The organism is Mesorhizobium abyssinicae, assembly GCF_049887195.1.
Lineage (GTDB): Bacteria > Pseudomonadota > Alphaproteobacteria > Rhizobiales > Rhizobiaceae > Mesorhizobium > Mesorhizobium abyssinicae.
Genome location: NZ_JARAKC010000041.1, coordinates 1 through 20248, shown reverse-complemented (window position 1 = coordinate 20248; position 20248 = coordinate 1). Strand labels below are relative to the sequence as shown.

Sequence of the window (20248 nt, the reverse complement as noted above, 5' to 3'; positions counted from 1 at the left end):
ACCAGAAGGGCTTCCAGATCCTGCCCCGCCGCTGGGTCGTCGAGCGGACCTTCGGCTGGATGACAAGATGGCGCCGCCTCGTACGCGACTACGAGCAGCGCATCGACGTCTCGCAAGCCATGATCCTTGTCGCAATGGGCGGCATCTGCTTCGCCGAAACGCACATCCGTGATTTTCAAAACAGATGGGGTGATTGGGGTCTCGAATGTGAAAACGTGGTCGATGTGAGTCGCCACAAACATTTGGAAGGAGCAGCCATGAAGTACTCTGCCGGACTGGACCTGTCTTTGGAAGAGACCTCTATTTGCATTGTCGACGAGACTGGCCGGATCGTGAAGGAGGCGAGAGCGTTGAGCGATCCACCGGCATTGTGTGACGCGCTGAAGGGGACCGGCTTGCCGCTTGAGCGGATCGGCCTGGAAGCGTGCTCGCTGACGGCCTGGCTTCACGATGGACTGCACGCCGAAGGCTTGCCGGCGACCTGCATCGAGACGCGGGCTGCCAACGCGGCGATGAACGATGCCCAACAAGACCGATCGCAATGACGCCCGCGCACTGGCGCAGATCATGCGCACTGGCTGGTATCGGCAGGTGCATGTCAAGAGCCGGCAATGCCGGCTGTGGCGTTCGCTGCGATGGTCGAGCCGCTGCTTGCAATCCTCGGCGTCATGTTGAGAGAGTTCGCCCGCCTGACGAAGCAGGTTCTCGACATCGTCCGCAATGAAGAAGTCTGCCGGCGGCTGAAGAGCGCGCCGGGCGTCGGGCCGATAACCGCGCTCGCCTTCCGCGCCACGATCGACCGGCCTGAGCGGTTCGGCTCGTCGCAGGCGGTGGGAGCGCATCTGGGACTGACGCCGGCACGCTACCAGTCCGGCGAAACCGACATCCAGGGAAAGGTCAGCCGATGCGGCGACGAACTTGCACGCACCGCGCTTTATTGAGGCGGCCCACACACTGCTGGTGCGATCGAAGAAGTGGTCGAGCCTCAGAGCATGGGGCATGAACATCGCCAGGCGGCGCGGCATGGCACGAGCCCGGGTCGCGGTCGCCCGCAAACTGGCCGTCATTCTGCATCGCATGTGGGCCGACGCGACCGAGTTCCGCTTTGGAAAGGAGCCTGTTCACCTGGCCGCTTGAACTGAGACAGATCGAGGAGCAAGCAACACGAATAAAGCCTTCGCCCGAAAGGGCGATGCCCGGCTCGTTCCCTGGGGACGATGGGCGAGGCGATCTCGTTGAGAGTCCCGAACCTGCCGGCCCAAGCGCGGCAAGGTCGTGAAACAGATTGAGACGCCTCGCTCTCCTGACCCCATCATGCGGCGGCCCAAGCGCTGACCGCGAAGAGAAGCGAGTGACCCACGGAACGGTCCAGAAAAAGGTGCAGGAGCATCTTGACCACGACGACCCCAATCAGAGAGGACTCTCAGCTTCCCATCAAGCGCGAAGGTCCATGCATGATACGGGCAAGTCAATTGGGATTTGTTGCCTCGACCCTCCACAAGTCGGTGGCCGCGATGCGGACAGACATTATGATACCCTTTCAAACCGTCCGGAGTGCGCACTATGAACAATTCGAGACCGTTCAAAGTAAAAGCGAAAAGTCGCCCAAATCGGGCACTTGACTCTCCTGGCAAACAAACGGCCAAGAGTTATACAAAAGATCCGACAGCTCATGCCTAATAATTTTTGGATCGATGTAGAAGCGGGCGGCCAAAGTATCTGGCCTATCTGATCCCCGACCTCGTCGTGGTCATCGGCAAGCTTTACTTCTGCTGATCTGCTGACATAGTTCACCTTGTAGATTTTCGGCAGCGCGAAACTCGCGACCGAGAACTGTTCGAATCAATCATCGACCAGCGATGACCAACGCGACAGGGCTAAAATTCATGCGAAGCATAACTAAAAGGAATAAGTAGCCTTGGGACATTCGCGCGGTAAATGAGGGCAAGCGCCTGCATACCCGCCGGAGCGGACACAATGGCTTTTCGCTTGAGCCAAAACTATTGCGTATGGATGCTCAGGTCGTCTCAAAAGAGCCATTCACCTTGAGCGGCGTCCGGCGCAACCTCTCGGGTGTCTGGGGGCAAACAAGCGCCGACGTGCTACAATGCAAAAAAATGACCTGTCAGGTGACTTTTTTCCTCTTGGGAGTAGGAGGCAAGCAGTAGGATTAATGCGCTGGTTTAGGTGATAGGGTGAAGAGTTACCGTTGAGCAATCGATCAACAGCACAGATACTCGAAATTCGTCCTAAGAACCTGACATCGCGCCCACCCGAAGGTGACATTGACGAACTGGATAGTCTCCTTACTATCCGAAACTTGCGCATCGAAGCAGAGCGCAGAGACCAACCAGGTGGCACTGTCGTTCTCGTGGATGACGTGTCGGTGAGCTTAAAGAGGGGTCAAGTTCTTGGATTGATAGGAGAGTCGGGGGCAGGCAAATCGACAATAGGCCTTGCAGCGATGGCTTATGGCCTTGACGATCACAGGCGGCCAAATCATTCTAAACGGCGACGACTTGCTCAAGTCTAGCGAAACTAACGTACGCGAGATTCGCGGAGACACGTTTGTTATGTTGCCCATTCTGCCGCCGCAGCCTTCAATCCTTCCCAACGGCTAATAGAGCAAGTGATTGAAGCTGCGCTTTCACGGATCGGTGGCACGCTGCGCCGTGCAGCAACGCGCTGTTTCTCTGTTCAGAAAGCTTGGATTGCCCGATCCTGAAGTTATCGCAGTGACCTGCGAAAACTTTCTACATAATAATGCCGAATTTGAATTTGAGCAGGAGAAGCAAAAGAGCAGCGCACATAAGAAGGGATCTCACCGACGCGCGGATCTCTTGCCTCACATTTGCTGTGGCTGGCGTAAATAAAGCCTGTGGCATTCGGAATAGCTCCTGAATTTGGCCTGCTTACCTGCTCGATGCCCCTGATGCTAAGGCAGGATCTGCGGGGTTGTCTCGCGACGACCAGCCGCAGGCTGGATACGCAAGTGTGGTCTTCACGAGCAGAGCGGTGTTGCGTGCTGACATGGATTCGGAGTGGGGAAGCTAGCTCCCAAGGTCGCCAGGCGCTCCTGTTCATACCGGTCAACTCGGCAAGTTCCAAAGCATGTCCGATCCTCAACCGGTATCAGCCTCGGCAGGCCTTGGGATTGCAGCCGTACACCTGTCGAAAGCATTTCGAAAAATGCGATGCCGACTCGAAGCCACAGGCGATCGCGATCTCCACGATCGGCATGTCGGTCTGCTGGACCAGACGCTTGGCGCGGGAAAGCCTCAAGGTCATGTAGTAGCGCATCGGAGACGATGAAACGGATCGCTCGAACAGCCGCTCGATCTGACGTCTGGAGCGGCCGACGCATTTGGCAATGTCGCGAAGGGGCAGCGGGTCCTCGACATGTTCCTCCATGATCCGGATGATCTCCGCCAGCGCCTTCGAGGTCACCATTTCACTGCCGGTGATCGTCCATTGCCTGTCACACGCCGAGCGCCAGTGACCGGCCGTGGTATGTCTGCAGACAGCCAGCGCGGTGTCCTTGCCGAGATGGTCGCTGATCATGTCCATGACAAGATCGAAGGAGGCAAACTCGCCTGCGCAAGTGGCGAATTGCGAATCTCTCACAAACAGCCGGTCAGTCACCAGAAGGCGCGCAAACGTCTCGCCAAGGGCAGCCCGCTTGTCCCAATGGATCGTGCAGGCTCTGTCTTCGAGCACCCCACTTTCGGCCAGCAGCCATGTCGCGGTGCCGAGTGCTGCGAGCGGTGTGCCAAATCTCTTGCTAAGGCGAAGGATCCTGCCCAGCGAAGTCGACGCCTGATCTTCGACCCGCTCGCCGGCGCAGACCACAACCATGCTCGGTCCCTTGCAGGCCTGGATACTCTCCGCGATCCCTGCAAAGTCGCCGGCGACTGCGAGGCTGAAGCCGCTGGCGCATTCCACTGGCTGTCCGTCTGGACTGACCAGCGTCCATTCGAAAAACCTCCTGCCGGTGACCGAGTTAGCAAGGCGAAGCGGATCCACGAAAGACGACAGGCTGAGCTGGGAGAACCCGGGAAGCGCAAGGATGGTTAGGCGGAATGTTTGACCGCGACTGTCGATCTGCAGCCGGCCAGGGCTCCATCCCACGATGCGCGCATGGTCTCCCGCTGAAAAGGGCGCATTCATCTGATCACAGGTCCCTTTCGGTGGTCATTAAAGTTCACCGGCGCCTAACGCCGGCGCATCTACTTATGGGCTTCAACCCCGTGCGTTGTGCCGGCGCTTCATGAAGTCCTTGGCCGTCTCGACGGCCACAGCCGCGTCGCGGCAATAGGCGTCGGCGCCGACGGCTTTACCAAATTCCTCGTTGAGCGGCGCGCCGCCGACCAGTACGACATAGTCGTCGCGGATGCCCTTTTCCTTCATCGTGTCGATGACGACCTTCATGTAAGGCATGGTGGTGGTGAGCAGCGCCGACATGCCGATGATGTCAGGCTGATGCTGTTCGAGCGCAGCCATGTATTTCTCGACCGCGTTGTTGATGCCGAGGTCGATGACGTCGAAGCCGGCGCCTTCCATCATCATGCCGACGAGGTTCTTGCCAATGTCGTGGATGTCGCCCTTGACGGTGCCGATTACCATTTTGCCCTGCTTGGGCGCGCCGGTGGCGGCAAGCAGCGGCCGCAGGATGTGCATGCCGGCCTTCATGGCGTTGGCCGAAAGCAGAACTTCCGGCACGAACAGGATGCCATCTCGAAAATCCTCGCCGACGATGCGCATGCCTTCGACCAGCGCCTCAGTCAGCACCGTATAAGGCACCCAGCCGCGATCGAGGAGAATATGGGTGCCTTGCTCGATTTCTTCCTTCAGCCCGTCATAGAGGTCGTCGTGCATCTGCTGCACAAGTTCCTCGTCGGAAAGTTCAGAAAGGATGATCTCGTCGTCAGCCATGTCGGTCCTGCCTCATTCTCTGTCGAAAAAGGTCGGTACCCCATGCTCGATGGGGTACCGACCCGGCTTCCGGTGAAGCCTTGGGAGTCTATTGCCGGGCGGCGTCTCCCGCCTTGCTTAAGAGAGCGCTGATCTCACCAGCCGACGTGACAAATTGCTGCCTCCGTCACGGCAATCCCTGGTCAGGCAATGACTTTTATTTGTTTGACCAGGATGCGCTCCGCCATGCTCAAGCCACCACTCGACTGGATTGATGTCGATCCTGCGCATTGAGATTCTTGATATCGATCGCGTCCATGCTTATAGAGAACGGGACAAGACGCAATTTACTTTTTGTCGGGACCGGTATAACAATTTCTCATGTCGAAGGACTATCGCAGGCTTCCGTTGAGCGCCCTTCGGGCATTTGAGGCGGCGGCACGGCATCTGAGCTTTACCAAGGCTGCCAACGAGCTCTCGGTTACCCAGGCGGCAGTCAGCCGCCACATCCTGACGCTGGAGGACCACCTCCAGGTCCAGCTGTTCAACCGTGGCAACCAGAAGGTCTCGCTGTCGGCCCCCGGCGAGGAGTTGTTCGAGGCTGTGACGCTCAGCCTCGGGCACATGGCGGCAGCCTTTGACAGCGTGCGCAGGCGGCAGAGGGCCCAGCCCCTGACCGTCGGCATGCCGATGTCGTTCGCGACGCTGTTCATGAGCCGCCGGATCGGCGATTTCGTCGCCGCCAATCCGAAGGTCGATCTCCATTTGGTCTCGCTCGAGCGCAGCCCCGCGCCGGCAACAGACGGTTTCGACGTCTCCGTGGTCATGGGGTATCTGCCGCGCCCCGGCTTCACAGCTACTGAACTCTTCAGCGAGGAGGTCTTCCCGGTTTGCAGCAAGGCCTACCAGACGCACTCACCGCAAATCCTGACGCCGGCGGATCTGGTGAACGAGGTCCTTTTGGTCATGGACGACCAGCATTGGTCCGCCTATCCGTGGTCGCCCTTCGACTGGGTGCACTGGCTGGAGCAATTCGGAATCTCGCCCTCCTTCAAGCGGACCATCACCTTCAACAATTATCCAACCATGATGCAGTCGGTGATCAGAGGCTACGGCATTGGCCTGGGCTGGCGACACCTGGTCAATGACTATGTCAATGAAGGCACGTTGATCAGGCCTCTCGGGGAAAGCTATCTCACCGGCCGAAAGCACCATCTGGTGATCCCGGACACGGCGATCGGGCGCGAAGACGTCCAGATCTTTCGCGACTGGCTGATCGCCGAAGTCAAGGACCTGAAGCCAGTCGCGCCAGAGGCGGCTGCCGAGTTCGTTGGCGCGGCGCCGACGTTCGCTGCGGAGCCGCACTCGCCCGATAACATTTAGTCGGCCGCGTATAACTATTTGTTCGGTTGTTTTGTCGCTCCCGCGTAGCTAGCGTTCCGTGGAGTGACAGGGCCACAACTCACGATGTGGTGATATCCCAAGCGGGGGTGAGTGGATTAATGCGACGCACGCAGCGAGGGTTCTAGCTTTTCGGGCAACTGTGGTGCTGGCTGCAGCGAATCCTTCCGCCTTTTGGAGAAACCGGGCGGCGCTGGCGCTCATCGCATGGGCGAAGTCCAGAAAGCACTCGATAGTCAGTTTTCTGGTCGAAAGGAGCTTTTGTGAGTCTAGCTGATATCTTAGATCCGTTCAAAAGCTGGCACCTGCCCTTCAGTCAATGGGTTCAGGACGTGTTGAGCTGGGTGGTCACGAATTACCGCCCACTGTTCCAGACCTTGAAATGGCCTTTCGACAAGCTGCTCACGGCTTTTGATCTCGCCCTCATCGGCATACCGCCGCTCGTCACCATATTCTGTGTCGGTCTAATTGCCTGGCAGATCGCCGGGTGGCGCTTGGCGCTCCAGGTCGCGGGCCTGTTGGTGGTTGTCGGCCTCCTCGGCATCTGGGGTGAAACGATGACAACGCTGTCTCTCGTCTTCACCGCAGTGGTCTTCTGCATGATCGTCGGCATCCCGCTGGGTGTCATTGCAGGTCGAAGCGAGCGGGCCGCAGCGATCTGCCGCCCGATTCTCGACACGATGCAGACGATCCCATCATTCGTCTATCTCGTGCCTGTCGTCATGCTGTTCGGGATTGGTAATGTGCCGGGCGTGATCGTGACGATCATCTTTGCGCTGCCGCCCGTTATCAGGCTGACCGCATTGGGCATACAGCAGGTCCCCGAAGAAGTCGTCGAGGCCATGCGCGCCTTCGGAGCCACCAACAATCAACTTCTGTTCAAGGCTCAGTTGCCGCTGGCGCTCCCCAGCATACTCGCCGGTGTCAACCAGACGTTGATGATGTCGCTTTCAATGGTGGTTGTTGCCTCCATGATTGCCGTCGGCGGGCTTGGCCAGATGGTCTTGCGCGGCATTGGTCGCCTGGATGTCGGCCTCGCCGCGACCGGCGGTATCGGCATCGTCATTCTGGCCATTATTCTTGATCGCCTGACCCAAGCCGCAATGTCGCGACGCAGACAGTTCGGCCACGTCGCCTGGTACAGGCGGGGGCCAGCATCCGTGTTTACAATGATGCTCAGACCCTCCAGCTCCTCCACCGGGGCCGACGACTGGAAAGTGGCGGGCACTGAACTCCTGGCTCAAGACAAGGGGAGCGACTATGAGCGGCCCGCTTAGCATGGACAGGCAGGACCGGCACTTTGCTGTCGCGGTGACGGTTCTGGCCACCATGGTCTGCGCCGAAGCTCGGAATGGCCACCTCGATCAATGGAACAACTGGATAGCGGACCGAACAGGCAGCGAAGCAGAACGCTGCCTTGTGACAGCAGGCTCGCCCCGCATCCTTTGATCCGCAAGGTGTAATTTCTCAATCGTGGAGCTTACCTTTGAAAGCGCATTCCATTGAATTCAAGGACGTCTGGAAGGTGTTTGGGACAGGCTCGAAGCTCGACCTCGCAAGCGTCCAGCGCAGCGATCTTTCCAAGGCCACGCTCCTCGAAAAATATGGCTGCGTTGCAGCCGTCGCCGGCGTCTCCTTCAAGGTCGAAGCAGGCGAGATCTTCTGTGTCATGGGTCTTTCCGGGAGTGGCAAGTCGACGCTGGTCCGGCATGTAAACCGTCTGATCAAGCCCAGCGCCGGCCAGATCATAGTCGGCGGCGAAGATATCAATCTGAAATCTGAGAACGAGATGCGTGAGCTCCGCGCTCGCACGATGGGGATGGTCTTCCAAAACGTAGCGCTTCTTCCCCATCGGACGGTTCGCGACAACGTGGCCTTGAGCCTGGAACTGCGAAAGGCGAGCGCGCGACAGCGCCGTGAGATCGCGGAGGAAAAGCTCGAGCTCGTCCAGCTTGCCGGCTGGGGCGACCGTTACCCCGATCAGCTTTCGGGCGGAATGAAGCAGAGGGTTGGTCTTGCTCGAGCGCTGGCTGCCGACCCCGCCATTCTGTTGATGGACGAACCCTTCTCAGCCCTTGACCCGCTCATTCGGCGGGAATTGCAGGATCAGTTCAAGGCGCTTTCGACGAAGTTGGGAAAGACCACGCTTTTCATCACCCATGATTTGGACGAAGCCGTCCGACTTGGACACCATATCGGTGTGATGAAGGACGGAAGAATGCTTCAGATCGGTTCGGCCGACGAGATCCTCGGCAGTCCAAATGACCCCTATGTCGAAAAATTCGTCCAGGGTAGCAGCCGGCTGAAGCTTCTGAAGGCCGAAACGGTGATGTTGCCCCTTGGGGAGTTTAAAAGTGTCGGACAGGGCCAGCCCCTCTCCGAGGCTCCGCGGCTGAGGCTCGATACTCCAATCGAGGAACTGCTTGGCCTGTCCAATCGACACGGCAACACGCCGATGGTCGTGGTCGACGAAAGCGGGGTCGATATCGGTGTGATCACCGCATCGTCGATTCTGCGAGGCGTGCATGAGCGCCTTTAGGCAGACATGATCAAATCGCTGGCTGTGCGCTTTTGCGGCCCATACTGCTCTCGATCCGCTGGTTGAAAGATCATGAAGACTGACCGCAAGACCGCGATCGTCACCGGAGCTGCCGGCGAGATGGGCCAGGCGATCTGCGCGAAGTTCGTCGCCAACGGATACTTCGTCGTCGCCGGCGACGCCAATGCGCAAATCTTGCAGGACACGATCGCCGCATTGAATCAGACGGCGGAAAATGCGCTGGCGAGACCCCGGGGACCTCCGAAGCAAGGCCTATTGCGAGGATCTGATCGACACCGCGATCCACCTGACGGGCCGCCTCGATGCCCTCGTCAACAATGCCGGCATTATTACGCGCGGGACGATCCTGGAAACGAGCGATGAGGATTGGGAGCGAACCTTCGACATCAATCTGAGGGCCATCTTTTACACCTGCCGGCGGGCAATACGCTTCATGAAGGAAAATGGTGGCGGTTCGATCGTCAACATCTCCTCGACCTGGGGCGTCTATCCCGGGCCAAGTCACGCGGCTTACTGCGCGAGCAAGGCTGCCGCGGCAACCTTTTCAAAATGCCTTGGGCGAGACCACGCCGCCGACGGCATCAGGGTCAATGCCGTTTGTCCCGGCGAGATCGATACGCCAATGCTTCGCTCGGGCTTTGTCCATCGAGGGTTCGATCCCGTCACGGCGGTGGCCGAACTCAGCAAGTCGAATCCTCTCGGCCGGCTTGGCGAACCTGAAAACATCGCCGATGCGGTCTACTTCCTGAGTTCGGATGCCGCGCGCTTCACTGCCGGAACCACATTGGAGGTCGCTGGAGCCAAGGCCGTCTACTAGCCGGTCCGCGCGCCTCGGGGTCGGGCCGCTGCGACTCCAAAATTCCACGCGAGACGTCGGCGCCAGCCGACGCTCACTGAGAGGTCGGCGATTGGGCGGCGGCTCCGCTTCCCGGATGGTGGTTTCGTGCGTCAACCGCAGGTGGTTAATGCTGGTCAGACACACGCTCATAACTTCAGTTCATAAGTTACATTATTTTTTATTGGTGGTTAGCGTCATGGCGGAGTCATATATTGCCTTCTCAAATCAGGGATCACAAAAATGTCCGCGAGATCAGGAGGCCGAGGCGCTCGGCAAAAATTGCGTTCTGACAGAACGGTTACTTTCTTGCCACCGCTTGAGCGCGGGTTACCTTACATGGATTTGCTGAGCCAGGAGGATTTGCTTCGGGTTCATAATATCTCCATGCAAATACTGGAAGAAATTGGTATCGAATTCCGCGATGACGAGGCGGTCGAACTTTGGCGCGCCGCCGGCGCAGACGTCGTTGGCCAGCGCGTCAGGATCGACAGGAACCAGCTACTTGAGTTGGTCGCCAAAGCTCCCGAGGCCCTCACCGTCGTTGCCAGGAACCCGGCCAGGACGATCAGCCTCGGCGGTAGAAGGAGCATCTTTGTCCCGGCTTACGGTTCGCCAAATGTACTGGATCTCGAGGGCAAGAGGCGGAACTCGACGATCGCGGATTTCGTGAATTTCGCTAAGCTGGCTTACCAGGCGCCCGCAATTCATATGACAGGCGGCGTGCTTTGCGAGCCGATGGACATCGCGGTCCCCAAGCGGCACCTGCACATGAACTACAGCCTGATACGCTATTCCGATAAGCCGTTCATGGGTGCGGTGACCTCGCGCGAGAGGGCAGAGGACACGGTCACCATGGCCAAGATCGTCTTCGGCGACGAATTCGTGCAGGAGAACACGGTCATCATCTCGCTTGCTAATTGCAATTCCCCGCTGGTCTGGGATGCAACGATGCTCGATGCGGTCAAGGTCTATTCCTCCAACAACCAGGCTATGATCTTCGCTCCGTTCGTCCTCGGCGGCGCCAGCACCGCGGCGAGCACTGTGGCGGCGGTTGCGCAGCTCAACGCCGAGGCGCTTGCCGGCATCGCCTTTGCTCAACTAGTGCGGCCGGGCGCTCCCTGCATCTATGGCCAGTGGCTGGCGACGGTCTCCATGAAGAGCGGAGCCCCGATGGCCGGAACGCCCGAGATCTGCCACATGAACCTTCTGGTCGGACAACTTGCCAGGCACTACAAGCTGCCCTGGCGCTGCAGCGGCAGCAACACGAGCTCGAAGCTCGTCGATGCCCAGGCGGGCTATGAGGCGGCGCGAAATATGTATGGCGCGCTGATTGCCGGAGCAAATTTCGTGCTTTCGACGACAGGTTATCTCGAGGCGGCTTTGACCCAGAGCTACAGCAAGTTCATGCTCGACGCCGAACAGATGGTCATGTTCTACAAGCTGGGCCAGGGCATAGTCGCGCGCGAGATCGACGAGGCGATGGATGCGATAAGGCAGAGCGAGCCAGGTTCTCACTATCTGGGGACCGAGCATACGCTGAAGAATTTCGAGAACGCCTTTTTCGTCCCCGAATTGATGAATCACGACAGCTTCGAGCAGTGGTCCTTCAATGGCTCCAAGGATGCCAACACAAGGGGATTGGAGGCAGCCGTGCGGGCGCTGAAGGAATACGAGGCGCCGCCCATTGACGAAGCCGTCGATGAGGCGCTTCTGGACTTCATCAAGCGCAGGGAATCCGAAATCGGCGATGCCGTGCTCTAGCGCGGCCGCCGCTGCGGCAGCGGCGATGAGCGAAGCGGTGAGGGCGCTAGCTCGGCCCCTGAAATGCGACCTGTTGTTGGCCCAGATCCCCGGCCGGCACGCGGCGGGCTAGAGACGGAACCAGATCCGACTATCGTGTGGACGAAATCCGATGAATGCTCCTGCCAACATCAGTACCCTCAGGTCACCGGTAACGCTTGACGATCCGGCCGAGGGCGGCCGAATGGAACTGCTGATCCTAGTCCTGCCAGGGTTTTCGCACCTCGCGCTGCATGCTTTCCTCGAGCCGTTCCGAATTGCCAACACGGTGTCGAGAATGGAGCTCTTCCGCTGGCGGATCGCAGGGCTGGACGCGGGAGCCGTTCGGGGCGCCAACGGTATTTCGATAGCCGTCGATACGACGATTGAGGAACAACAGCTCCGTTCGCAAAATTGCAAACCGGATCACCTGGCAATCGTTGCCGGTGAACTGGTAGAGCATCAGTTCACGCCACAGCTGAACAGCTTCTTGCGCGCGACCGCGCGTCACGGGGTCCCGGTGGCGGCCGTCGGGACAGCGACGTGGCTGCTCGCCCAGACCGGGCTTCTGACAGGTACGCGCTGCACGATCCATTGGTCCCGGCTCGCTGCTTTCTCGGAGGTGTTTGCCCAGCCGCGGATCCGGGACACTCTGTTTGTCAGAGATGGCCAGTTCTCGACCTGCGCCGGCGAACTGGCAGCCTTTGATTTAGCGGTCGATCTCATTGCCAACCATTCCGGCGCGTTTATCGCGCAGGAGGTTTGTCGACATGCCGTCGTCGAAGGCCAACGATCCGGATCAAACCGACAGACCGGGCCTTCGGGTATTGCCTTTGCAGGGGTCAGTGAAAAGCTGCTGATGGCAATGAGGATCATGGAGGAAAACATCGAGAACCCGGTCGCCATGGCCGAAGTCGCGCGACGGGCTGGGGTGTCGCGGCGCCAGCTGGAACGGTTGTTTTCCACCCAAGTCGGGATGCCGCCGGTGCGTCAGTACCTAAGAATTCGTCTGGACCACGCCAAACGGCTGATCGAGGGCACGCGCCTGCCCATCATCGACGTCGCGATCGCCTGTGGCTTTATTTCCCCATCCCACTTCGCAAAGTGCTTCAAGATCTGCAATGGCATCTCGCCGCAGAAGTGTCGCTCGATGGTCCCGTCCTGGGTCGGACCTGGCCTCGGCTAGTCGGCTGCCAAGGACGGATGACCTTGCAAAGCCGCGCGCGACAGTCATGCCAGACGGTAGATTGGGCGCGGGTGGCGCTCAAGGCGTCGTTGCCAACTGCTGTGTGCCTGAAGAAAAACCGACAGTAGGGCCGCCGTACCTCCGGGTCAGCCATTCTTCAAACGGCTCGATCGGAAATTCAGGAGCTCGATCTGCAGGCCAAGCCAATTGATATTGTTCCTTGGTCTGTAGGGACTGCGGCAAAGGCGCCACCAGGCGTCCCGATTCCAGCAAATTGCCAAGCTGGCGAAGCCAGCCCAAAGCCACACCCTGACCTGCTAGACAGGCTTGTATCGTGTTGTAGTAATTGTTGAAGCCCATCGGCTGATGGTTCCGCGGCAACTCCATCGAGAATTCCCTCAGCCAATGCCGCCAGCCTACCCAAGATGGATGCTGCGCCTGCATATACAACAGTTCGCAATTCTGCAGGTCAGATAGTTCCCGCAACGGTCCATTCCTATCTAAAAGCTCTGGCGAGCAGACAGGAGTGAGCAGATCAGAAAAGAGCGGTCGGGTTTCGAAACCGGGAAGGTCAGGCTCGCCGAAGATTAAGGCGAGATCAACCTGCCCCGTGGGCTCGATGCCCTGTGGGTCCCAAGTCACTAGAAAAATCTCTCGCCCGGGAAAGCATTCTCGAACTTCCGCAAGGCGAGGAAGCAGCATGAATGCTCCGTTTGCGGTTGATGTCGACAAGACGATTTGCCCTTTCGAGCGCTCCTGGATCAAATCTTCAAGAGCGTCGACAATCTGAGATGTTGCAAACGAGTAGGCCTTCAGAAGCCGTTGACCCGCCGAGGTCAAGGCAATCTTCTTGTGCGAACGAACGAAGAGTGGTTGGCCAAGTCGGCTCTCAAGCTCGATGATCTGTTTGCTGACCGAGCTTTGTGACAGGCCAATCTCTTCTCCCCCAAGGGTGAAGCTTCCCTGCCGTGCAGCTGCTTCAAAGGCCGGCAAGAGCCGTTGGATGTTTCGGTGAAGCGACTTCTTTCGCATGCAATTCCCGGTGGTCCGACGCACCATCTAACTGAACGGAAAACTCTCACATTGCACTAGCGGCGGAAGCCGCATGGACGATGGCCGGCTGGCTCGACCGGTCAGTTTTGTCCACGGGACTGACCCTTCGCTTGCGATGGCTTTGGGAATGCCAAAATCACCAATAGGATTATGCGCTTTCCTAGACACGTTTGAAACCCTGAATGTTCCAAGCCTATGGGAAGGCCTCTCAGTGTTTTGCATTCGCGCAGGGAATGCAGCAGCATCTTAGATTTCATTTGATCCCGCCGCGTCCTGGTAACATCCTTTATCGCACCGACATCAGAGAATGAATTCTAGTACGGCCGCTCACGAAAGCACAAAAATGCGCAACATCTTTACATTCGGCCATCGTCCCGCCCAACGAAACTGGACGGTCGCAGACTTGCGCGCCAACAAGGGCAAGCTGCAACTGACGGAAGTTACAGCGATGAATGGCGAACAGGCCGCGCGAGCCGCCGCCGCCGGAATTGACACGATCGTCACCCGGTCCCAGATGCTGAAAGAGGTCCGTGCCGCCGCCCCAAACACTTTCCTGACCGCTGCGTTGATGTTGGTTGATCACCCGACCGAAAAGGACGTGCTGGAAGGCGCGATGCGGGCAATGGGCGAGGGGGCAGATGCGCTCTACACCACCCGAAGCCTGGACACGATCAAGATGCTCGCGGACCTCGACTTTCCTGTCATGGGGCACGTCGGGCTTGTACCGCCCTACAGCACCTGGATCGGCGGGCTTCGGGCCTATGGTACCACCGCCGACGAGGCTCTGAAGGTGGTCGAGAGCTTTCGCGCCATGGAACGGGCCGGCGCGTTTGCAGTCGAGGTGGAACTCGTTCCTCAGCAGGTGCTGGAGGAAATCAACAAGCAAACCACCCTGGTCACTTTTTCCATCGGGTCGGGATCGGGAGGAGACGTCACCTTTCTGTTCTCCGAGGACATCTGCGGGGAAACCGAGAATCCACCGCGTCACGCATTCGCGTACGGGAACGTGCGACGGTTGCAAGAGCAGATCGAGCGCGAACGCATAGATGCTCTAAGCGCATTTCAATCCGACGTGCGTGCCGGAACTTTCCCTTATGAGCGGGTCTCGATCTCGATGAAGCCGGAACACCTTGAGGCATTTCGAACCCGGTTTGGCAGGACAGATTGCTTGAGCGTCGCCAGAGGATAACGAGATGACCGACGATGTCACACAACGCCCAGGGACACCTGCGACAAGGTCGACTTGGAACTACCATCCCGAACTCCCGCTACAAGATCACTCGGTGTTCGACTTCAAGCGTGGACCACTCGAAGGGGTCAAGCTGCTGTGGAATTCTTGGAAGCCGATTTCGGACCGTTGGATCGTGATTGGGGTGTCGGTTCTTACGTGGTTCTATCTCTCGCCGTCATTGCAAGTGGCACGCGAATTCAAGTTCGACTGGATCGCCACGCTCTATCTGCGTAATTTGCTGATCCTGACCATCTTGGCAGGGGGGATGCATCTCTATCTGTATACTTTCAAGATGCAAGGCAACCGCTTCCGCTATGACGCCCGGCCTTTTCATAAAAAGAATGCACTGTTCACGTTCGGCAATCAGTTTGCCGACAACGTGTTCTGGTCTATAGCGAGCGGGGTCACTGTCTGGACTGCTTACGAGGTGATCGGACTCTGGGCTTTTGCCAACGGATATATGCCGATGCTGTCGTTTGAAAGCAACAGGCTCGGGTTTATTTTGTGGTTTCTTCTATTGCCTTTCTACGGTGTCATCAACTTCTACTGGATTCATCGCGCATTGCATTGGGGGCCATTATATAACTTGGCACATTCACTTCATCATCGTAACGTGAATGTCGGTCCTTGGTCAGGGATGTCAATGCATCCAATTGAGCACATCATGTATCTCAGTTCCGTTTTGATCCATTTTGTGATCGCTTCGCATCCGCTCCACTTTATCTATCATCTTCAGTCGAAGGTGCTCCTGGCCGTCAGCTCGCATGCTGGATACGAGTCCCTTGCGCTGGGAGAAAATAGTAATGCCGGCTTGAAGGTTGGCGACTTCTTTCATCAACTACATCACCGCTACTTCGAATGTAACTACGGCGAACCGGAAGTGCCTTGTGACAGGTGGTTCGGCACTCTCCACGACGGTTCGGAAGAAGCAACCGCGCGGACGCGCGCTCGCATGAAAGAAATGCGGAAGAAGAAGTGAATCGCTACGTTTAGGGCTCGCCCCGGCTTGCTCGAACTCCAGCAGACACGACTCTGCGCCTGATCGGCGCACCATCGCAGACGATTAAAGGAAGAGCAATGGTCAAGGTTACGTACATTGAACATAACGGGCGCGTGCACGACGTCGACGTCCCCCATGGGACAACGGTCATGGAAGGTGCTCGTGATCACGGCATCCCGGGGATCGAAGCGGATTGTGGTGGTGCGTGCTCTTGCGCGACCTGCCATGCGCTCGTCGAACAAAGTTGGATCGCAAAACTCCCTGCCAAGCAACCAATGGAGCAGGATATGCTCGATTTTGCCTACCAGACAGATCCCGCTCGATCGCGGCTGACCTGCCAGATCAGGGTCAACGAAACCCTCGACGGGCTAGTTCTGCGTCTACCCGAACGGCAAGCTTGACGCTTTGCATCTCGGCATTTGTTTGGAGCGATCGGCCCAAGGCGATCTGTCGGCCAAAGGAAGCGCAATGTCTGGAATTGTGGTGATCGGCGCCGGCCAAGCGGGAGCATCGCTAGCAGCCAAGGCGCGCATGCTAGGCTACTCAGCTCCGATAACGCTGATCGGCGAAGAACCACTGGCGCCGTATCAACGTCCTCCCTTGTCTAAAGGATATCTGCTCGGCGAACTCAGCCTTGAGAGGCTTTTTCTTCGTGCGCCGTCCTTCTGGAAAGAGCACGAGATTACCCTCGCACTCGATCGACGTGTCACCGCCATCGATCGGGCATCGTGCACGGTAACTGCAGGTGGAGACATTGTACCCTTTGACCACCTTGTAGTCGCGACCGGTTCAAATGCAAGGCAATTGCCGCAGGAGATGGGCGGGACATTGGGCGGGGTGCATACGATCCGGACGCTTGCAGATGTCGACGGGCTTATGGCCGACTTCCGCCCAGGTCGGAGATTGCTCATTATTGGTGGCGGATATATCGGCCTCGAGGCCGCCGCGGTTGGTGCAAAGCTCGGGCTCGAGGTCACATTGGTTGAGGCGACGCCTCGAATACTGCAGCGGGTCGCCGCTGTGGAGACCTCCAACTTCTTTCGCGACCTGCATTCCGCAAACGGCGTCTCGATCCTAGAGGGCGTCGGGGTCGATCGTCTTGTTGGCGAGAACCGGGTCGCTGCCGCACTCTTGTCAAATGGCACCAGCCTGACGGTTGATTTCGTTATCGTAGGTGTCGGCGTCGTGCCCAGGACGCGGCTTGCGGAGCAAGCGGGCCTCGCGGTCGAGAATGGAATCTGGACCGACGCTCAGGGCCGAACTTCCGATCCAAGTATCTGGGCTGCTGGCGAATGCGTATCCTTCCCTTGGGAGGGGGGCCGCGTTCGACTTGAAAGCGTGGGGCATGCGATCGAGCATTCGGAGGTGGTGGCAGAAAACATCGTCGGGGGCTCCAAGGCATATGATGCCAAGCCCTGGTTCTGGTCCGATCAGTATGACGTCAAATTGCAGATCGCGGGCTTGAATACCGGACATGATCGGGTCGTCGAACGTAGGAACAACAACAGTTCGAGGTCGATCTGGTATTTTCGGGGCAATCGGCTAGTTGCGGTGGATGCCATAAATGATCCGCGGGCCTACATGGTGGGCAAACGGATCATCGAGTCGCACCAGACGATATCGGCCAACGATGTGGTCGATGCATCGAAAGACGTTACGTCGATGCTGACGAGCGTTCCTGACCCGCCGAACCGTAGAGCGGAAACCCCTGAGCTTACGAACACTGGCTGAGAGCGGTCATGCAACAGCCCTTCGAGCACGAACAGCCGGAGGCGCCCGAAAACCAAGCCATCCGACTCGCTGACTGAATGATTACCACAACCAAAAGGGGAATTACCATGAGGTATAAATCAATAATCGTTCCGACGCTGATCGCGGCAGCGGGTCTTACCCTCGGCACTGCCATTGCAGATGAACTGCCTGGCAAGGGAATCACGGTCCAGCCCTCGGACCAAAATTATACTGTCGAATGGTTTCAAGAGGAACTCGTGAGTATGGGTCTCCAAGAACTTGGCTACGACGTCAAGGAGCCTGTGTCTATGCAATTGCAGGCCGCATTCCTAGCGGTCGCCAACGGCGATGCGACAATCTACTCGGGTTACGCGGATCCGCTACACAAAGCATTCTATGAGAAAGCAGGCGGCAAGGCGAAGCTTCAGCCCGTCGGAACCTTGGTCGATGGCTCCGTCCAAGGTTATCTCATCGAGAAGAAAACTGCGGATGCCTATAAAATAAAAACTATCAACCAGCTCAAAGATCCTGCTCTCGCCAAACTGTTTGACGTCGATGGCGACGGAAAAGCTGATCTATATGGATGCGATCCAGGCTGGGGTTGCGAGAGGATCATCGATCACCACCTCGACGCTTATGGGCTCCGGGAAACCGTGACCCAGCTCCAGGGCAGCTACGAAACCATCATCGCTGATGCGATCGAACGCATCAAGGCCGGAAAGCCGACCCTCTATTATACGTGGACCCCGATGTGGCTAAGCGGAATATTGAGACCAGGACACGAGGTCCAATGGCTGACTGTCACATCCACCGCTCTTCCCGAAGAACAGGCTGGCGCGGTCACCGAGGCAGCTGGGATAGGCAATACCGGTTTCCCGGTAATTACGCAGCATGTGATTGCCAATACGCCGTTTCTGGACAAGAATCCGGCCGCACGAAAGTGGTTCGAGTTGCTGAACGTTTCGGTAGAAGACATTAACGCTGAGAACCAGCTCGTGCACGATGGGCAGAGCACGCGAGCCGATGTTCAAAAACACGCCGAGGATTGGAAGATGAAGCACAAAGCGCAATGGGACACCTGGATTGCAGAAGCCAAGGCAGCGGCAAAGTAGAAGGTCCGGTTCCATTGTCTCGGTGAGGGGGCGGGGCCAAAGGACCCCGCTTTCTTGCATACAGGGTAACGGCCCCGTGTCTCCAATCGTTGTTGATACCTGCCGACGTCCAAACGCCAGTCAAGCCAGAGAGTGCCGCTGTGCTGTTGGCTGCGTTTTGGATCTGGCTACTCCTCTCTAGCCCTCTTCCTCACCGCGCCGAGGCTCGAGACCCATCTTGACTGGCGCGGGTCGGTGCTGCTCATCCCGTTTTGAGGACGAGCGCAGCCAGCGCCGCGGAGAGCGGCGGTGCTGGGCTCTGCAATTTTCCTCTGTTGTTTGCGGGAAGGTTCAGGTCCGGCGGCGTCAGCGGGCCGCGGCGCATATTCGAGCGTGAGCTAGGGCAAATTCGTCCGCGTATGGACAGGCTGAAGCCTTGCGACCTTGATCCGACGCACCGAGACACGGACCTGCGCACCGATCTTCAGCAGCTTCAGCCTGATCGTGCCGCAGGCGGCGTTGGCGAGCCTGGTGTGGGCGAGGCCAAGGCGGCGCAAGGCGCAGATCAGGACGTAGGCAAACGAGGCGAACCAGAGCCGCGGCAAATTGGCGCGCATGCTGTGAGCGCTGGTGCGTCGGCGTAGAGGTCGAACTGGCACTCCTTGACGGTTCTCCATGTCGCCGCGGGCACAGTAGAGATCCTCGTAAAGCCCCCGTGCCGCCCTCGCTTTGGCTTGAGCGAGGTCACGACGAAGCGCGGATTGGCGCCCTGCGTCGTCCACTCGGCCTTGGCGACGATCCGCCGTCGGCGTGACCAGCTGAACACGCGCGCGGCCTGGTCGCTTTTCCTGGATGCCAGGCGAGCTTCCTGCAAGGCTGGAGCGATCTTCTTCTCCAGCTGCTCGTTGCGGGTTGCGGGCAAGGCCAAAGATATAGTCGACGCCGTTGGCCTCGCACCAGGCCATCAGCTCTTGCCGGGCAAAGCCGGAATCGGCGCGCAGGACAATGCGCACTCTGCGCCACTTCCTGCGGATCTGCCGCACGATCCGCTCGACCTCCTCGACCGCTCCCTTGCTGGCGTCGATGTTGGAACGCCTGAGCTTTGCCGCCAGCAGGTGCCGGCCGCAGAAGATGTAGAGCGGCAGGTAGCAGTAGCAGTTGCAGTAGCCGTGGAAGAACCGGCCTTCCGGGTGACCGTGCAGCGGGTCATCGGTGGCGTCGAGATCGACCCCCGGCGACGTGTCGTGGGCTCCAGGAACAGGTCGACGAACAGAGCTTCGATCGCCTGCGTCTCGTGGCCGATCTTGTGGTAGTGTAGCGCGACAAACCGGGAGAGAGGCCGTATTGCCTCACGTAACGATGCTCCCCGAGATTCAAGCGTTGCCTCATCCATTTTGCTCCCGGCTTGGGGCGAAGGAGGCCGGGCGCGGAGATGGCCGGGGTTTCGCAGCGCCCGGCCTCCTTCGC

Annotated in this window: 18 protein-coding genes and 2 pseudogenes; 15 read left to right on the top strand and 5 right to left on the bottom strand. The window is 58.4% G+C overall.

What is annotated here, in order from left to right; genetic code table 11:
* Together PU724_RS32620 and PU724_RS32615 are read left to right on the top strand one after the other, a co-directional pair.
* Window positions 1-172 (top strand): annotated as a pseudogene (locus tag PU724_RS32620) (transposase); the annotation flags it as partial.
* 85 nt (window positions 173-257) lie between these two features.
* Window positions 258-1137 (top strand): annotated as a pseudogene (locus tag PU724_RS32615) (IS110 family transposase).
* On the opposite strand, the gene PU724_RS32610 reads toward PU724_RS32615, so the two are convergent.
* Window positions 1122-1634, bottom strand: a complete 513-nt coding sequence (locus PU724_RS32610; protein ID WP_426213788.1) for a Rieske 2Fe-2S domain-containing protein — start codon at window positions 1632-1634, stop codon at window positions 1122-1124. The pseudogene PU724_RS32615 and the gene PU724_RS32610 overlap by 16 nt on opposite strands.
* A gap of 737 nt (window positions 1635-2371) precedes the next feature.
* Between PU724_RS32610 and PU724_RS32605 the strand changes: the two genes are divergently transcribed.
* Window positions 2372-2533, top strand: a complete 162-nt coding sequence (locus tag PU724_RS32605) for an ATP-binding cassette domain-containing protein (RefSeq protein WP_354425809.1) — start codon at window positions 2372-2374, stop codon at window positions 2531-2533.
* A 100-nt stretch (window positions 2534-2633) separates the two neighbouring features.
* Window positions 2634-2873 (top strand): hypothetical protein, encoded by a 240-nt coding sequence (locus PU724_RS32600; RefSeq protein ID WP_426213787.1) that lies wholly within the window; start codon window positions 2634-2636, stop codon window positions 2871-2873.
* Window positions 2874-3132: 259 nt separating this feature from the next.
* Here PU724_RS32600 and PU724_RS32595 read toward each other — a convergent pair whose 3' ends face one another.
* Entirely contained in the window at window positions 3133-4167 is a 1035-nt protein-coding gene (locus tag PU724_RS32595; RefSeq protein ID WP_354425804.1) for a GlxA family transcriptional regulator, read from the bottom strand.
* Window positions 4168-4239: 72 nt separating this feature from the next.
* Window positions 4240-4932, bottom strand: coding sequence for a corrinoid protein (locus PU724_RS32590; RefSeq protein ID WP_354425802.1), 693 nt, complete (start codon window positions 4930-4932; stop codon window positions 4240-4242).
* 360 nt (window positions 4933-5292) lie between these two features.
* Between PU724_RS32590 and PU724_RS32585 the strand changes: the two genes are divergently transcribed.
* From PU724_RS32585 to PU724_RS32560, 6 genes are all read left to right on the top strand, one after another.
* Entirely contained in the window at window positions 5293-6294 is a 1002-nt protein-coding gene (locus PU724_RS32585) for a LysR substrate-binding domain-containing protein (RefSeq protein ID WP_426213786.1), read from the top strand.
* A gap of 281 nt (window positions 6295-6575) precedes the next feature.
* Entirely contained in the window at window positions 6576-7589 is a 1014-nt protein-coding gene (locus PU724_RS32580; RefSeq protein ID WP_354425798.1) for an ABC transporter permease, read from the top strand.
* A gap of 209 nt (window positions 7590-7798) precedes the next feature.
* Window positions 7799-8851, top strand: coding sequence for a quaternary amine ABC transporter ATP-binding protein (locus PU724_RS32575; RefSeq protein ID WP_354425797.1), 1053 nt, complete (start codon window positions 7799-7801; stop codon window positions 8849-8851).
* 235 nt (window positions 8852-9086) lie between these two features.
* On the top strand, window positions 9087-9689 hold the full coding sequence (locus PU724_RS32570) for an SDR family NAD(P)-dependent oxidoreductase (protein ID WP_354425796.1): 603 nt from the start codon (window positions 9087-9089) through the stop codon (window positions 9687-9689).
* 261 nt (window positions 9690-9950) lie between these two features.
* Entirely contained in the window at window positions 9951-11471 is a 1521-nt protein-coding gene (locus tag PU724_RS32565) for a trimethylamine methyltransferase family protein (RefSeq protein ID WP_354425794.1), read from the top strand.
* A gap of 223 nt (window positions 11472-11694) precedes the next feature.
* The gene (locus PU724_RS32560) at window positions 11695-12675 is read left to right on the top strand and encodes a GlxA family transcriptional regulator (protein ID WP_354425792.1); all 981 of its coding nucleotides are present in this window, start codon (window positions 11695-11697) and stop codon (window positions 12673-12675) included.
* Window positions 12676-12753: 78 nt separating this feature from the next.
* Here PU724_RS32560 and PU724_RS32555 read toward each other — a convergent pair whose 3' ends face one another.
* The gene (locus PU724_RS32555; RefSeq protein WP_354425790.1) at window positions 12754-13707 is read right to left on the bottom strand and encodes a LysR substrate-binding domain-containing protein; all 954 of its coding nucleotides are present in this window, start codon (window positions 13705-13707) and stop codon (window positions 12754-12756) included.
* Between the two features lie 364 nt (window positions 13708-14071).
* Between PU724_RS32555 and PU724_RS32550 the strand changes: the two genes are divergently transcribed.
* From PU724_RS32550 to proX, 5 genes are all read left to right on the top strand, one after another.
* On the top strand, window positions 14072-14917 hold the full coding sequence (locus PU724_RS32550; protein ID WP_354425789.1) for a 3-methyl-2-oxobutanoate hydroxymethyltransferase: 846 nt from the start codon (window positions 14072-14074) through the stop codon (window positions 14915-14917).
* A 4-nt stretch (window positions 14918-14921) separates the two neighbouring features.
* On the top strand, window positions 14922-15938 hold the full coding sequence (locus PU724_RS32545; protein ID WP_354425787.1) for a sterol desaturase family protein: 1017 nt from the start codon (window positions 14922-14924) through the stop codon (window positions 15936-15938).
* Window positions 15939-16036: 98 nt separating this feature from the next.
* Window positions 16037-16360: a 2Fe-2S iron-sulfur cluster-binding protein gene (locus PU724_RS32540; protein WP_354425785.1), complete on the top strand. Its 324-nt coding sequence runs from the start codon at window positions 16037-16039 to the stop codon at window positions 16358-16360.
* Window positions 16361-16427: 67 nt separating this feature from the next.
* Window positions 16428-17690, top strand: a complete 1263-nt coding sequence (locus PU724_RS32535; protein WP_354425783.1) for an NAD(P)/FAD-dependent oxidoreductase — start codon at window positions 16428-16430, stop codon at window positions 17688-17690.
* Window positions 17691-17797: 107 nt separating this feature from the next.
* A complete protein-coding gene (proX, locus tag PU724_RS32530; RefSeq protein ID WP_354425781.1) occupies window positions 17798-18802 on the top strand; it encodes a glycine betaine/L-proline ABC transporter substrate-binding protein ProX in 1005 nt (334 codons plus the stop codon).
* Between the two features lie 377 nt (window positions 18803-19179).
* Here proX and PU724_RS32525 read toward each other — a convergent pair whose 3' ends face one another.
* Window positions 19180-19983 (bottom strand): transposase, encoded by an 804-nt coding sequence (locus PU724_RS32525; RefSeq protein ID WP_354425807.1) that lies wholly within the window; start codon window positions 19981-19983, stop codon window positions 19180-19182.
* Window positions 19984-20248: the final 265 nt, after the last annotated feature.

Bases quoted from the DNA above. Each gene is read 5' to 3' on its own strand.
- PU724_RS32585 (WP_426213786.1), top strand. From the start codon at position 5,293: ATGTCGAAGGACTATCGCAGGCTTCCGTTGAGCGCCCTTCGGGCATTT.
- PU724_RS32565 (WP_354425794.1), top strand. From the start codon at position 9,951: ATGTCCGCGAGATCAGGAGGCCGAGGCGCTCGGCAAAAATTGCGTTCT.
- PU724_RS32595 (WP_354425804.1), bottom strand. From the start codon at position 4,167: ATGAATGCGCCCTTTTCAGCGGGAGACCATGCGCGCATCGTGGGATGG.
- PU724_RS32545 (WP_354425787.1), top strand. From the start codon at position 14,922: ATGACCGACGATGTCACACAACGCCCAGGGACACCTGCGACAAGGTCG.
- PU724_RS32540 (WP_354425785.1), top strand. From the start codon at position 16,037: ATGGTCAAGGTTACGTACATTGAACATAACGGGCGCGTGCACGACGTC.
- PU724_RS32550 (WP_354425789.1), top strand. From the start codon at position 14,072: ATGCGCAACATCTTTACATTCGGCCATCGTCCCGCCCAACGAAACTGG.
- PU724_RS32555 (WP_354425790.1), bottom strand. From the start codon at position 13,707: ATGCGAAAGAAGTCGCTTCACCGAAACATCCAACGGCTCTTGCCGGCC.
- PU724_RS32590 (WP_354425802.1), bottom strand. From the start codon at position 4,932: ATGGCTGACGACGAGATCATCCTTTCTGAACTTTCCGACGAGGAACTT.
- PU724_RS32570 (WP_354425796.1), top strand. From the start codon at position 9,087: ATGCGCTGGCGAGACCCCGGGGACCTCCGAAGCAAGGCCTATTGCGAG.
- proX (WP_354425781.1), top strand. From the start codon at position 17,798: ATGAGGTATAAATCAATAATCGTTCCGACGCTGATCGCGGCAGCGGGT.
- PU724_RS32535 (WP_354425783.1), top strand. From the start codon at position 16,428: ATGTCTGGAATTGTGGTGATCGGCGCCGGCCAAGCGGGAGCATCGCTA.
- PU724_RS32560 (WP_354425792.1), top strand. From the start codon at position 11,695: ATGGAACTGCTGATCCTAGTCCTGCCAGGGTTTTCGCACCTCGCGCTG.